Source organism: Cohnella soli (genome assembly GCF_042655525.1).
GTDB classification, from domain to species: Bacteria; Bacillota; Bacilli; order Paenibacillales; family Paenibacillaceae; genus Cohnella; species Cohnella soli.
This window is the reverse complement of sequence record NZ_JBHSMI010000042.1, coordinates 1-13709: the sequence shown is the minus strand read 5'-3', so window position 1 is coordinate 13709 and position 13709 is coordinate 1. Positions and strand designations below refer to the sequence as shown.

Here is a 13709-nt window from a genome sequence, read left to right as displayed (position 1 = left end):
ATGAATAATGAAAAAAGCGCTGATCGTATGGGGCGGATGGTCTGGTCACCAACCGGAGGAAGTGGCGCATATTTTTCGCGATGTGCTGCAGAAAGAAGGATATGAAGTTGAGGTATCCGATACGTTGCAGGCGTTTGCCGATGCCGAGAAGCTAAAGGCGCTGGATCTGATTATACCGGTCTGGACGATGGACGAAATCGATCAGAAGTTGGTCGATAACGTTTCCGAAGCCGTACAGGGCGGGGTCGGCTTGGCGGGATGCCACGGCGGCATGTGCGATTCGTTCCGCCAAAACGTTGACTGGCAATTCATGACCGGCGGACAGTGGGTCGCTCATCCCGGCAACGACGGCGTTGAGTATACCGTCAATATCCAAAACGGTTCCAGCTCGCTTTTGGCAGATATCGGGGATTTCAACGTAACGAGCGAACAATATTACCTTCATGTAGACCCGGCGGTCGAAGTACTCGCCACGACGCGTTTTCCGCTTGCTCCAGGACCGCACTCGCATAACAAACCAGTCGACATGCCTGTCGTGTGGACCAAACGTTGGGGCGTGGGGAGAGTATTCTATTGCTCGCTTGGACATCAGGCGAATATTATCGAAATGCCGCAAGTGAAAGAGATCATGCGGCGCGGTTTGCTGTGGGCGGCGGATGGTCGGAGCGATATACGCGTTCCATGATTTGTCGCGAGTAGGCAAGCATCATAAGTGTATTGAAGTTAAAATGGCATGGCGCGGAAGTAATTGCCCGCGCCATTTTTGTGTTGTCTGCTTATCGCCGGCTCGGCAATAAGGATAGTGGACTCAGAGTTAAATGAGAATCGATATTCCACCCTTGCGATCAAGTTCACTCACGTTAAAAGGTGCTACAATAAACCCAGCGAATAAATTAAAGAATGAAGGCAGGAGACTGTTGATGGAGCAAGTAAGAATCGGCGTTGTCGGCTTAGGCAACATGGGAACAGGGCATGCAAACTATTTGATCGAAGGTCAAGTGAAAGGTGCTGTTCTGTCGGCCGTGAGCGATGTGCGTCCTGAACGGCTCGCGGATGCGACGGCGGAGTGGGGCGATGGCGTCCGAACGTTCCTTGACGCGGAAGAGATGTTCCGGTCAGGCGCTGTGGACGGAGTCTTATTGTGCACGCCCCATTACGAGCATCCGCGCCAGGCGATCGCCGCATTCACCGCTGGGCTTCATGTACTCGTCGAGAAACCTGCGGGCGTCTATACGAAGCAGGTACGCGAAATGAATGAAGCAGCTGCGGCCAGCGGCAAAGTGTACGGCATTATGTACAACCAAAGAACGAACCCGATCTATGCCAAACTTCGCGAACTGATCGCTTCCGGCGAACTCGGCGAGATCCGTCGGACGAATTGGATTATTACGAATTGGTACCGCTCGCAGGCGTATTACAACTCCGGCGGCTGGCGGGCGACGTGGGCGGGAGAAGGCGGAGGCGTGCTGATCAATCAGGATCCGCATCAGCTCGACTTATGGCAATGGACGACGGGCCTTATGCCGAAGCGCATTCGCGCGTTCTGCCAGTTCGGCAAGCACCGCGATATCGAAGTCGAGAACGACGTAACGGCCTATGTGGAATATGAGAACGGCGCGACGGGCGTGTTCGTGACGTCGACCTATGAGTGCCCGGGGACGAACCGATTTGAAATCAGCGGCGATCGAGGCAAAATTGTTATCGAAAACGATCAAATGACGTTCTGGCGGTTGCGGCAGCTGGAGTCTGAATTTAATGCGACAAACGGTATACCGTTCGCTCAGCCGGAAGCTTGGAAGTTCGACGTGCCTGTGACGAATGGCGGCGCACAGCACCTCGAGATTACGAGAGACTGGACGAATGCCATTCTGACAGGTTCTCCGCTTGTCGCACCAGGCGAAGAAGGAATTAAAGGGTTGACGATCTCCAACGGCATGCTGCTCTCGACGTGGACGGACGACTGGGTCGATCTGCCGATCGACGAGGAACTGTTCTACTCGAAGTTGCAAGAGCGAATTGCTGAGTCCACACGCAAAGGAGAATGAAAATGTCTCGAACGAATGGCATGAATTATGCGCCTCAAGGCAAGCCGAGCCCGGTTGTTGGGCAGGGGGAATTCGTGTTCGCGGCGATGGCGCTCGATCACGGACATATTTACGGGATGTGCAATGGCTTGATAGAAGCGGGAGCGACGTTGAAGTGGGTATATGATCCCGATCCGGTCAAGCTTGAACGGTTCATCAAGACGTATCCGTATGTGACAGCAGCGGCATCCGAAGACGAGATTTGGCAAGACAAGGAAGTGGCGCTTGTTGCCGCTGCGGCCATTCCGAATTTGCGCGGCCCGCTCGGTGTGAAAGCGATGAAGCACGGCAAGCATTATTTTACGGACAAGACGCCTTTCACCGAGCTTGCGCAATTGGAGCAATCACGGGCAGTCGCCAGCGAGACGGGCCGTAAATACTCGGTTTACTACAGCGAACGGCTGCATTCGGAAAGCGCGGTATATGCCGGGCAACTCGTAAAGGACGGCGCCATCGGGCGAGTCGTTCAAGTGCTCGGACTCGGGCCGCACCGCTTAAACGCGCCGGCGCGCCCGGACTGGTTTTTCCGCAAAGAACAATATGGCGGAATTTTGTGCGACATCGGCAGCCATCAAGTCGAACAGTTTCTGTATTACGCGGGATGCAGCGACGCCGAAGTGCTTCACAGTAAAGTCGCCAATTATAACAATCCGCAGTACCCGGAGCTTGAAGATTACGGCGATACGACGCTTGTCGGCGATAACGGGGCGACGAACTATTTTCGCGTCGATTGGATGACTCCGAACGGTCTGTCGACTTGGGGAGACGGAAGAACGGTCATCTTGGGAACGGACGGGTATATCGAGATGCGCAAGTATGTCGACATCGCGAGAGAAGCGAAAGGCGACCAGCTGTACATGGTTAACGGAGAAGGGGAAATCCGGCTCGACCTTGGCGGGAAAGTCGGTTATCCGTTTTTCGGAGAGCTTATTCTCGATTGCCTGAACGGCACGGAAAAGGCGATGTCGCAGGCTCATACGTTCAAGGCGGCGGAACTGTGTCTTCTAGCGCAAGCGAAAGCGGTTCGGTTAAGCGTCTGATCTTTTGTTCGAAAGGAGTGCCAGCAATGAAGTTGTCGGTATTCACCGTTGCGACGCCGGAAATGACGCCGGAACAGTTGGCGGCTGCGGCGAAGCAAGCAGGAATAAGCGGGATTGAGTGGCGGTATACGGAAGTGCCTGCAGGGGTGAGGGGCGACAAGCCGTCCTTCTGGGGCAACAACTTGTGCACGATTAATCCGTCGGGCGGCGAGGCTGAGTTGGTGCGGTTCAAACGGGCAGCCGAAGAGAAGGGACTTGTCTCTCTGAGCGTGACGCCGTATTTGCGCGCAGGAGATATCGAGGCGACGGAACGGGTGCTGCAAGCGGCCTCACGCATCGGCGCCGCTTTTATCCGGGTCGGGGTTCCAGGTTACGACAGGACGAAGTCGTTCGAGCAGTTGTTCCAGCTTGGGCGGACTTACTTGGCCGACGCCGAGAAGCTGTGCCGCAAGTACGGAGTGAAGGGGTTAGTCGAGACGCATCATGGCACGATCGCGGCTTCCGCTTCGGGGGCGCGCAGGCTTGTGGAAGGCTTCGATCCGAACTCTCTTGGCGTACTGTACGATCCGGGCAATCTCGCGCACGAAGGCTTCGAGAATTACCGGCTGGGATTGGAGATTCTTGGCCCGTACTTGGCGCACGTTCATGTAAAGAACGCCGCATGGCGGCCTGCAGAGCGCGCGGCCGACGGCAGCCTCGGCTGGCGAAGCGAGTGGGCGCCGATGAAGGACGGAGTCGTTCCGTGGAGGCAAGTAATCGCCGATCTCTCGGCAGTCGGTTACGATGGGTACATCGGCATCGAAGATTTCAGCCAGCAATTCACGAATTCCTCGGACATGCTGCAGCACTTCGCGGACTACATCGGGGGCTTGGTCGCCGAAACGCCCTCGTCTGTCGACGATGTTTGAGTTTACGTACCGGTCGGAAGGCCATTACGACGGAGAATTCCACTCGCATACCTTTTACGAGCTGTACTATTTTCACGAGGGTAAGTGTAACTATTTGATCGGGGATCAGATATACAATCTTTCTCCGGGAGACTTGATCCTCATGTACGGCATGACGCTTCACCGTCCGAAAGTTGATCCATCGGCGCCTTATATCCGCACGATTATCCATTTCGATCCGGCGATGTTGAGGCCTTACTCGGACGTGCCTAACGGCATTCCTATTCTGCAGCCGTATGAGAGATTTCGGAATTATCGGCTAAGCTTGCGCGGCGGAGACAAGGAGGAATTCGAAAACCTGTTGCTGACGATGCGCAAGCACCAGGAGCGGGGGACGCCGGTCGGAGACGGCCGGTTGATGCTCGCGTTCGTCGACGCCCTTCACTTCATCTACGAGAAATGTCTGGAACCGCTGAACGAGAAGAGAGAGTTTCCATCGGACAAGGAACGGGCGGTGCAAGACGTCATTGCGCTGCTGGAGCATCGTTATACGGACGAGGAACTGAACATGGAGCGGTTGCAGAAGGAGCTGCATCTGAGCAAGTCCTACTTGGCGAAAATTTTCAAGGAAGTGACTGGCGTTACGATTTTCGACTATGTGTACCGGAAGCGGGTGAATGAAGCAAAGGTGCTGTTCCTGCTTCATCCGGATATTTCAGTCACGGAAGTGTCGTTTCGGCTCGGGTTTAAGCATCTGGCGCATTTCAGTCGATTGTTCAAGCAACAGGCCGGTGAAACGCCGGAAAAATACAAGAAGCGACTCGCGGATCGGCGGTCGTCGGACGGAAAGGAGAACCGACTGTGAATTTATTCGATTTGACAGGCAAGACTGCGGTCGTCATCGGCGGATCGTCTACGCTTGGAGGAGCGCTTGCGGAAGCGTTGGCCGCTTACGGCACGCAAGTCGCGTTGACGGGACGGGCGGCGAGTAACGCCGAGCCTGTCAAGCAGCGGATCGAGCAAGCAGGCGGCGAAGCGCGTACGTTTGCGGTTGAAGCGACGTCGGCTGAAGACTTGAAGCAGTTGCTGCAAGATGTCGTAGACTGGACGGGCGGCGTCGATATATTGCTGAATTGCCCTGGAGTCAATAGTGCAACTCCGTTCTTCGATATAACCGAGGAAGAATGGGATCGTATTATGAACGTGAATGCCAAAAGCGTCATGCTCGCCTGCCAGACTTTCGGAGAGTATATGGTGTCTCGCGGAGCGGGAGGCAGCATTATCAATCTGTCTTCGGTGTCGTCGGGGCCGCCGCTCTCCCGCGTGTTCGCGTATTCGGCTTCGAAAGCGGCCGTAAACAGCATGACGCAATTTCTCGCCAGGGAATTCGCGCCAGCGCGCGTTAGAGTGAATGCCATCATTCCGGGATTTTTTCCGGCAGTGCAGAATCGGTCGATTCTATCTCCGGAGCGGACGGCTTCCATACTGGGGCATACCCCACTAGGGCGCTTCGGAGAACCGTCCGAATTGCAAGGAGCGGTTGTTTACTTGGCTTCGGACAGGGCGTCCGGTTTCGTGACGGGATCGTTGCTGAGAGTGGACGGCGGCTTCGGCGCCATGACAATTTGAGAGGAAGTTCAAAAAATTCGACTTTGATCACGAAGCGAGACAGGGGGGGGTTCGTATGTATATGACTTTCCGCTGGTATGGGGAGTCCGATCCGGTGAAGTTATGGCAAATTCGGCAAATTCCTGGCGTACGGGGCATCGTTAGCGCGATCTACGACATTCCGGTCGGCGAAGAATGGCCTATAGCGAAAATCGAAGAGCTGAAAGAGACGATCGAAGAGGCGGGCCTCGAGCTTAGCGTGATCGAGAGTGTTCCGGTTCACGAGGACATCAAGCTCGGTTTGCCGACACGGGATGTCTACATTGACAATTACGCTAAGACGCTGCGCAATCTCGCGCAAGCCGGAGTCCGTATCGTCTGCTACAATTTCATGCCGGTGTTTGACTGGACGCGCTCGCAGCTCGATTACGTGCTGGAAGATGGTTCGAATGCGTTAATTTATGAAGAAGAAGTCGTTCAACGGATGAATCCGCTCAGCGGCGAGCTGCAGCTTCCCGGCTGGGACAGCAGCTACCGGAAGGAAGATTTACGCAGGCTGTTCGATCAGTATGCAGAAGTGAATGCGGAGAAGCTGTGGGACAATCTTGGTTACTTCGTTCGCCGCATTATGCCGGTTGCCGAAGAGGTCGGAGTGCGAATGGCGATCCATCCGGACGACCCGCCTTGGCCGATCTTCGGTTTGCCGCGGATCATCACGGACGGCGAAGCGCTTGATCGCTTCCTGCGACTGTACGACAGTCCGGCGAACGGACTTTGTCTCTGCAGCGGATCGCTCGGGGCCAATCCGGACAACGACATGGCGACGCTGGCCAGACGATTCGGGGCTGAAGGACGGATCAACTTCGTTCATGCGCGTAACGTCAAACATACGGCAGAGAAATCGTTCCAAGAGTCGGCGCATTTATCGTCGGCGGGATCGATCGACATGGCCGAGTTCATCCGCGCGCTTCGCGACGTCAACTTCGACGGCCCGTGTCGGCCGGATCACGGCCGCATGATATGGGGGGAGACGGGCAAACCCGGCTACGGCCTGTACGACAGGGCGCTTGGGGCGGTGTATTTGAACGGATTGTGGGAAGCTTACACGAAAATGATGAAGTGAAGGAAATCAATTTTTCGATGTTAAGCTATCCATATAGTCGATATCCCGTTCGCTCAGGAAACCTTACCGCAGTAAGGGGAGGGGGATCTCCTTTGCCCGAAATCCCGCTCGCTCAGGTTGTTCATCGTTGTTGGATAGGCAGCAGTTAGCGGAAGAGGCTGTCCGGGATAAAAAGGACGGGGCTGCCTTCCTGAGTGAAAGGGATTTTGGCAAAAGGGGATGTAGGGCATATATGTGATTCCATAGCCGGACTAGATCCGATCCTACAGCTTTTTTGGCCATGCGGCAAAGTTTTTCCATCCGATGCTCCTCACGGTGGATCATGAAGTCGGACATCAAATGACGGTGTATATGGTGAATGACACGCTAAGCGCACTGGATGACATAGTGAGCATTGAGATATGCGACTTCTCGGGAAATGTTTTATATGAAGCAAAATGTCCAGTTCGGGTGGAAGCCAACAGCGTCATGCAAATAACGGAAATTTCTGAAGAAGCGTTGAATGGACGTCCTGCCAATGAGGTGGTTCTGCATGTTCATTCTGAGTCGGCCTATTCCCGCGCGCCAACCTGCAAGTCGAGGTCGATAAGGACAACGTCCGAAATCCAATGCAGCGATAACTTCTTCGATATGATGCCCAACACGACAATAAGGATTAAAGTCAAACATCTTTCCGGTCACGCGATTCCATTTGAGTCACTTCGCGTTTCGACGGTATAAGATCATTGCGGGAAAGTAAAAAGCCGTCTGCACTCCCATTCGGGAAGCAGGCGGCTTCTTCTCCATGGCTAAAATTCGTTATTGGCTAAAGTCGGAAGTAGTTTTTCGCGTTATGGTAGCAGATGTTTTCCACCATGCCCCCGAGTAGCTCCAAATCTTCAGGTGCTTCGCCCTTGACGACCCATCCGCCGATCATATCGCACAGAATTCGGCGGAAATATTCATGGCGCGGGTACGAAAGGAAGCTGCGGGAATCCGTCAGCATGCCGACGAAGCGGGAAAGCAGGCCGAGGTTCGCGAGCGTATCGAGCTGTTCGAGCATCCCGTTTTTCGTATCGTTAAACCACCAGGCCGAGCCGAGTTGGATTTTCCCTGGCGTGTTGCCATCCTGGAAGCTTCCCATTAGCGAGCCGAGCACGATATAATCATTCGGATTCAGCGAGTACAGAATCGTCTGCGGCAGCGAGCCGCCAGAGTCGATGGCATCGAGTAGCTTCATGAGCGGGTAGGCGAGCAGTCCATCGTACACCGAATCGAAGCCCGTATCCGGGCCAAGGGCGGAAAATTTCCGACTGTTGTTGTTGCGGGAAGCGTGGATGTGTAGCTGCATTGTCCATCCGAGTTCGGCGTACTTCCGGCCGAGATGCACAAGCGTCAGTGTTTTATATTTGCTTTCTTCTTCCTCTGTCAGCGTCAATCCTTCGATTGCCCGGGTGAAGATCGCCGATACCTCTTCTAAGCTCGTCTCTGCATAGGAAACGCGGTCAAGCGCATGATCGGACACGATGCAGCCAGCTTGCTCGAAGAATTCGATTCGATCGTCCAATGCCTCAAGGAAATCCGCGTACTGCCCGATTTTCCGACCGGATACCTCTTCAAGCTTCCGAACCCACGGCAGGAAAGTCGGACGTCTGATTTCCAAACCTTTGTCTGGACGGAATGATGGCAATACGACACATTCGAAGTCGTCGAGCTTGCGAATGCCCACGTGGTACTCCAGTGAATCGGTCGGATCATCCGTCGTGCAGATCGCCTCGACCCCCTGCTCGCGAATCAATTGCCTGACGGAGAAACGATCGGAAGCGAGCATCGCGTTTGCTTTCTCCCAGATGATCGGCCCATTTTTCTCATTAATCAGTTCCTCGATGCCGAAATGACGACGAAGCTCCAAATGAGACCAATGATACAGCGGATTGCCTAGCGTATGCGGCACCGTCTTGACCCATGCCGCGAACCGCTCTTCATCGCCGACGCCCGGCTCGCCCGTCACAAGCGATTCCGCGATACCGTTCGCCCGCATCGCCCGCCACTTGTAATGGTCGCCGTAAAGCCAAATTTCCGTCAAATTCGCGAACCGTTTGTCCTCGAAAATCTCTTGCGGATTCAAATGGCAGTGGTAGTCGATAATCGGCTGTTTCGCCGCGTAGTCGTGATAAAGCCGTTCCGCTACGCGGCTGTTCAGCATAAAGTTGTCGTCCATGAACGATTTCATTCGGCGTGGCTCCTTCCCACTCTGACTATATCATCGTCGGAGCCCTATCGCTTGACTGTCGGGATACGCATTTACTGTTATTTTTAATCACAGGTCTACCAGATTCTATGCCCTTTAGCCTAGGCCACCGTATTGCTAATGATTTTCACAAATCCATTAATAAAGGCAGTATCCACCGCTTTCATAATTTCAGCTTTCGCGTCCAGGCTGGAGACATACCATTGATTTTCGGACACGTCATGAATCAACACGTCCGGATAATCCGGCAGAGTATCTACATCAGACGGGCCAGTTAAAGAATAGAGATCAAAACGTTTTATGCTCTTCCCCTTTTTGTCCAGAAAATCGAACTGTGAACCCTTGTAGTACGAACCTGGAGTGCCGTAGTTCGCGCGCCAAGAGTAGTCAGCGGGGGCTTCGGTTTTTTCTCCTCTGTTTTCTGTAAACAATCGATAGATCGCTTCTTTATAGGCGTTCCCATTGATATGTTGTACAACACCACCCATGGTCATATGGTACTCTTGCTGCAATGCGCCAATCGTTACGCCGTCGATGACCAGCGGCGAGGTAGTGACGGATACGGTAGATTTGCTGTAATCGACCGTGCAGCCGAACGTCTCCGAAATAAAACGAATGGGAACGAACATGCGATCATTTTTAATGTAAGGCGCTGCATCCAGTTGGATTGTTTTGCCGTTTTTCGCAGCCGATTTGCTGTTTGGCTTGAGTGTAACTTTTATATCGTTTTTGGTTAACGTTACTTCCGATTTGAACCACTCGACCTTGGCGCCCAAATTTTCGCTGATCGTACGCAGGGGAACCATTATCCGACTGTTTTTAGTTTCGGGTTTGGCATCGGACACGACGGCGACTCCGTCAATCTTGATTTGACCGCTTGCTGCGTAAGTGGGCGACGCCGCTACGACCAGCATGGATGATAGAACGACACAGGCTAGAAACTTCTTCATTTTGCATATCCTCCCCAAACAATGTAAATTCTGTACATCATTAGACGTTGGGGGATGAGAATTGTTTCGCTAAAAAAATTAACTGAAAATATAGAAAAATAGATTGACGTCCGTTGTCGGACATTCTATAATCAAACCAGATCGAAGAAGTACAAACTTTAAGCATTCGAGATGAACGGCCGGATTTCCTTTATGTCTGGCAGAAGGAAGGAATAGCAATGAACCCCCTTAACGAGATCATGTCTACGGAAGAGGCATCCAGATTGTGGGGCGTCCATCAGGATCACGTGAAGAGGTTGTGCCGGGAAGGGAAAGTCAAATGCCGGAAGTTCGGCAAGACGTACATCCTTCAGAAGAGCCAACCGAAACCGGGTCCGAAACAAGCGGCAATGTAAGATTACAAGACAACGAGAAGGGATTCGCTTAGATGGTCTACGATGGCATTATCATCGGATTGATCGTCGGTTGGATTCGCGCCGGATGGCGCAATGGTCTAATCGCGATCTCGCAAGTCCGCATTCGAGGCGGCTGGATATTTCCGTTGCTGCTTCTCGCCCAACTCGGTCTCTACTCTTTGCATGACCGCATTTCGTTCGTTGAAGAGTACAACGGCTACATGTTTATGGTCGTTTACGTCGCAGGCTTGTACATGCTGTGGCTTAATCGGAGGGAGAAAGGGTTCTGGTGGATTTTCGCCGGAGTCGCTCTCAATTTCGTCGTCATGATCACTAACGGCGGCAAAATGCCGGTATCGTTGGATGCAATCGCTGTCATTGATCCGAGCGCGGCTGGTTCGCTAAGCGATGAGATGATTTCGACGAAACATGAAGTGCTCACGAGTGACACGCTGCTTCCTTTTTTGGGAGATATCATTCCGTTGACGCTGCCTTACCCGAGAAATTTGGTCATTAGCATTGGCGACGTCGTCATGAATTTCGGTATTTTTATCTACTTACAACACACGTTGCTGGCAAGCAAACACAAACAAGAGCTTCCTTTGTCTCGACAAAATAACATATCTAATTAAAACGAAGAGGAGATTGATCTCGCATGAAAAAACTCGAAGGTATCAAAGTTTCCCGTATTCTTATCAACGTTGCTATCGTAGCTTCCGTCGTTGTAGCTCTTACTTCCGGATACAAAATCGGTTAATCAACTTATCTTACATAAGAGAGGAAAATGATAAATGAAAAAACTCGAAGGAATCAAAGTTTCTCGTATTCTTATCAACGTTGCTATCGTAGCTTCCGTTGTCGTCGCTCTGACATCCGGCTATAAAATTGGATAAGCGTAACATCCAAGGGAAACAGTGAAGCTGTTTCCCTTAAAACTTTTAAGGGGCAGCGGAAAGGTTGGAAGGGAACATGAAAGGCACTCTAAGATTTATCTCGCTTTTTCGTCAACCTCGGAATGCCTATGTATTAATTATTAGTTTACTAGGAACTTTGTTGTATGTGACCTATTTTAACTCGATTTTTCAACCGTATTCCTTATCCCAGTGGGTCACCATATATTCGATGATCGCAGCGGTATTGATTTTAGAACATTTTACATTTCAACTCCCTCCTGAAGGCAACCGTCAGTCTATGGATTCTTCCATTTACTTGGCTGCTCTTTTTGTGTTTGGGGTCGGTTTATCAATGTTTATCCTAGTGGTTAGCTGTTTGATTTCTCTTTTGTATAATCGCACGATAGCATGGTGGAAACATACGCTTAATTTCTCGATTTACACGTTTATGATTGCCGGTGCGAGTATAGCGTTCAAATTATTCGGAGGCGCTACCGGGGAGTTCGATATTCACAATCTTTTTGCTTATTCCACGGCTCTTGCCGTTTATTTCACTTTGAACGTATTGTTCGTCGGCATCTACTATTATTTGATGTACAAAGGGACTTTGTACGATTTTGTGAAAAATATTTTGCAAGACACAATTTTCGCATATATGGGAACATTGTTGCTGTCGATCGTGTTGGTTCTTCTGATTAATGGGAGCCAATCGTTCGGTCTGTTCTTGTTCCTTGCCATAGGAATGTTATTGTCGCATGCTTTCCGTCAATTGTTCCGGATGTATAACGCCATGAGCGAGAAGGCGAATTTGGACCAAAGGACGGGATTATTCAGCCATAGCTACTTCGAAGAGAAGCTTGACGAATATATGGCACACGCCAAAGAGAAGGAAACTGCCCTGTCTCTCGTCATGCTGGACGTAGACGATTTCAAGAAGTACAATGACGAATTCGGCCATCCGCAAGGAGATCGGCTGCTCGGTTTTATCGGAAGCCTGATCAAGGAAGCATGCGAGCCTAAAGGGATGTTTGCGGCCCGTTATGGCGGCGAGGAATTCGCGATTATTATGCCGGGAGTCGCCAGCGCTGAAGCTAAATTGTTCATGGATGCTCTCCGGAAAAAGACGAACGACACTCCGTTTGAAGGGGTGGATATTTTCCCGCATGGCTGCGTTTCCTTCTCTGCGGGCGTTATAGAAATTCGTCAGGAAAGCTATGATAAATCCCAATGGATCGACTGGGCGGATCGCGCGCTTTACATGGCCAAATCGAAAGGGAAAAATACGGTAGTATTATTCGGCGACGAGGAACACTTGCCGAGAAGTCTTGAACAGGATATCAACGAGCTGGAGCAGCATGTTCGGATCTTTTTGTCGAAAGACGTGTACACATACAAACACACGAAGCGTGTATTCTCCTATGCAGTGGACATGGCCGATATCCTCGGCTTAAACGAAGAAGACAGACGACTGCTTGTGCTGGGGGCGCTCGCCCATGATGTTGGCAAGCTGGAAATTCCTCGCGATATTTTAAACAAAAAAACAAGACTGACGCAGGAAGAATGGGAGATCGTAAAAAAACACGTATTATGGGGCAAAGAGTTCATGCTCGTCTCCGAGAAGTTCAAAGATTTGGGGCCGCTTGTTGAACTTCACCATGAGCGCTATGATGGCACGGGCTATCCGCAAGGGCTTAAAGGGTCGGCGATTCCTCGTCTGGCGAGATTGTTGTGTGTGATCGATTCGTTCGACGCGATGACAACGGAGCGCCCGTATCAAAAAACAAAATCGTATCGTGAGGCGATCGAGGAGTTGCGCGCTTGTAGAGGTTCTCAGTTCGATCCGACACTTACGGATTACTTCATCGGTTATATCGAAAGCAAACTCGTCCATCTCGATTCGGTGAGATTGGCTGACAGTGAAGCTGCTGCGGGCATTTCTAAAGGTTGATTGCGTGTCATATTTTTCCTGTTGCATTCAAGTCCGACTCTATGGTAAATTGTAATTCCTGTCGCGGAATGCGATGTCGAAAATCTTCGAAATAAGTCGAACAACGTCGGATTTGGAAGAAATTGAGGGTTGCAAGCCAGGCGGGAATGCGATAAGATGTAATTCCACTTCGAAAACGGAGTGGACAAGCAAGAAAAAAGATTAAAAAATTGTACTTTGAAAACTGAACATTGAGCGTAAGAAACAAAAGTAAGACCAGCAGTGAATGAGCCTCAAAAGGCTCTGTAATAAAGAAGCTTCGGCTTCAACTATTATGGAGAGTTTGATCCTGGCTCAGGACGAACGCTGGCGGCGTGCCTAATACATGCAAGTCGAGCGGACTTTGTTTGAGAGCTTGCTCTCGAACTTGGTTAGCGGCGGACGGGTGAGTAACACGTAGGCAACCTGCCCTTCAGATCGGGATAACATTCGGAAACGAATGCTAAGACCGGATACATCGCTTGGTTGCATGACCGAGCGAGGAAACACGGTGCAAGCTGTGGCTGAGGGAT

13 protein-coding genes and 1 rRNA gene are annotated in these 13709 nt (G+C 51.6%); 12 read left to right on the top strand and 2 right to left on the bottom strand.

Annotation, left to right across the window (positions count from 1 at the left end; all coding sequences use genetic code 11):
* The first annotated feature begins 7 nt into the window (after window positions 1-7).
* From ACFPOF_RS23825 to ACFPOF_RS23790, 8 genes are all read left to right on the top strand, one after another.
* Window positions 8-685, top strand: coding sequence for a ThuA domain-containing protein (locus ACFPOF_RS23825; RefSeq protein ID WP_378137385.1), 678 nt, complete (start codon window positions 8-10; stop codon window positions 683-685).
* 235 nt (window positions 686-920) lie between these two features.
* Window positions 921-2045, top strand: a complete 1125-nt coding sequence (locus ACFPOF_RS23820; protein WP_378137383.1) for a Gfo/Idh/MocA family protein — start codon at window positions 921-923, stop codon at window positions 2043-2045.
* A 2-nt stretch (window positions 2046-2047) separates the two neighbouring features.
* Entirely contained in the window at window positions 2048-3124 is a 1077-nt protein-coding gene (locus tag ACFPOF_RS23815; RefSeq protein WP_378137381.1) for a Gfo/Idh/MocA family protein, read from the top strand.
* A gap of 26 nt (window positions 3125-3150) precedes the next feature.
* The gene (locus tag ACFPOF_RS23810) at window positions 3151-4032 is read left to right on the top strand and encodes a sugar phosphate isomerase/epimerase family protein (RefSeq protein WP_378137379.1); all 882 of its coding nucleotides are present in this window, start codon (window positions 3151-3153) and stop codon (window positions 4030-4032) included.
* The gene (locus tag ACFPOF_RS23805; RefSeq protein WP_378137377.1) at window positions 4025-4876 is read left to right on the top strand and encodes an AraC family transcriptional regulator; all 852 of its coding nucleotides are present in this window, start codon (window positions 4025-4027) and stop codon (window positions 4874-4876) included. Before ACFPOF_RS23810 ends, ACFPOF_RS23805 begins: the two co-directional genes overlap by 8 nt.
* Window positions 4873-5640: an SDR family oxidoreductase gene (locus ACFPOF_RS23800; protein WP_378137375.1), complete on the top strand. Its 768-nt coding sequence runs from the start codon at window positions 4873-4875 to the stop codon at window positions 5638-5640. The genes ACFPOF_RS23805 and ACFPOF_RS23800 overlap by 4 nt, the downstream gene beginning before the upstream one ends.
* A 55-nt stretch (window positions 5641-5695) precedes the next feature.
* Window positions 5696-6742, top strand: a complete 1047-nt coding sequence (uxuA, locus tag ACFPOF_RS23795; protein ID WP_378137373.1) for a mannonate dehydratase — start codon at window positions 5696-5698, stop codon at window positions 6740-6742.
* Between the two features lie 303 nt (window positions 6743-7045).
* Window positions 7046-7462, top strand: a complete 417-nt coding sequence (locus ACFPOF_RS23790) for a hypothetical protein (protein ID WP_378137371.1) — start codon at window positions 7046-7048, stop codon at window positions 7460-7462.
* 85 nt (window positions 7463-7547) lie between these two features.
* Here the strand turns inward: ACFPOF_RS23790 and uxaC are convergent, their stop codons facing one another.
* Window positions 7548-8954, bottom strand: coding sequence for a glucuronate isomerase (gene uxaC, locus ACFPOF_RS23785; RefSeq protein WP_378137369.1), 1407 nt, complete (start codon window positions 8952-8954; stop codon window positions 7548-7550).
* Window positions 8955-9073: 119 nt separating this feature from the next.
* The gene (locus tag ACFPOF_RS23780) at window positions 9074-9922 is read right to left on the bottom strand and encodes a copper amine oxidase N-terminal domain-containing protein (RefSeq protein ID WP_378137367.1); all 849 of its coding nucleotides are present in this window, start codon (window positions 9920-9922) and stop codon (window positions 9074-9076) included.
* A gap of 218 nt (window positions 9923-10140) precedes the next feature.
* Here ACFPOF_RS23780 and ACFPOF_RS23775 point away from each other — a divergent pair, with 218 nt between their 5' ends.
* The 4 genes from ACFPOF_RS23775 to ACFPOF_RS23760 all read left to right on the top strand — a co-directional run.
* Window positions 10141-10317: a helix-turn-helix domain-containing protein gene (locus tag ACFPOF_RS23775; RefSeq protein ID WP_378137365.1), complete on the top strand. Its 177-nt coding sequence runs from the start codon at window positions 10141-10143 to the stop codon at window positions 10315-10317.
* Between the two features lie 32 nt (window positions 10318-10349).
* A complete protein-coding gene (locus ACFPOF_RS23770; RefSeq protein WP_378137363.1) occupies window positions 10350-10949 on the top strand; it encodes a DUF5317 domain-containing protein in 600 nt (199 codons plus the stop codon).
* A 613-nt stretch (window positions 10950-11562) separates the two neighbouring features.
* Window positions 11563-13158: a bifunctional diguanylate cyclase/phosphohydrolase gene (locus tag ACFPOF_RS23765; RefSeq protein WP_378137361.1), complete on the top strand. Its 1596-nt coding sequence runs from the start codon at window positions 11563-11565 to the stop codon at window positions 13156-13158.
* Window positions 13159-13468: 310 nt separating this feature from the next.
* A 16S ribosomal RNA gene (locus ACFPOF_RS23760) occupies window positions 13469-13709 on the top strand; the annotation flags it as partial.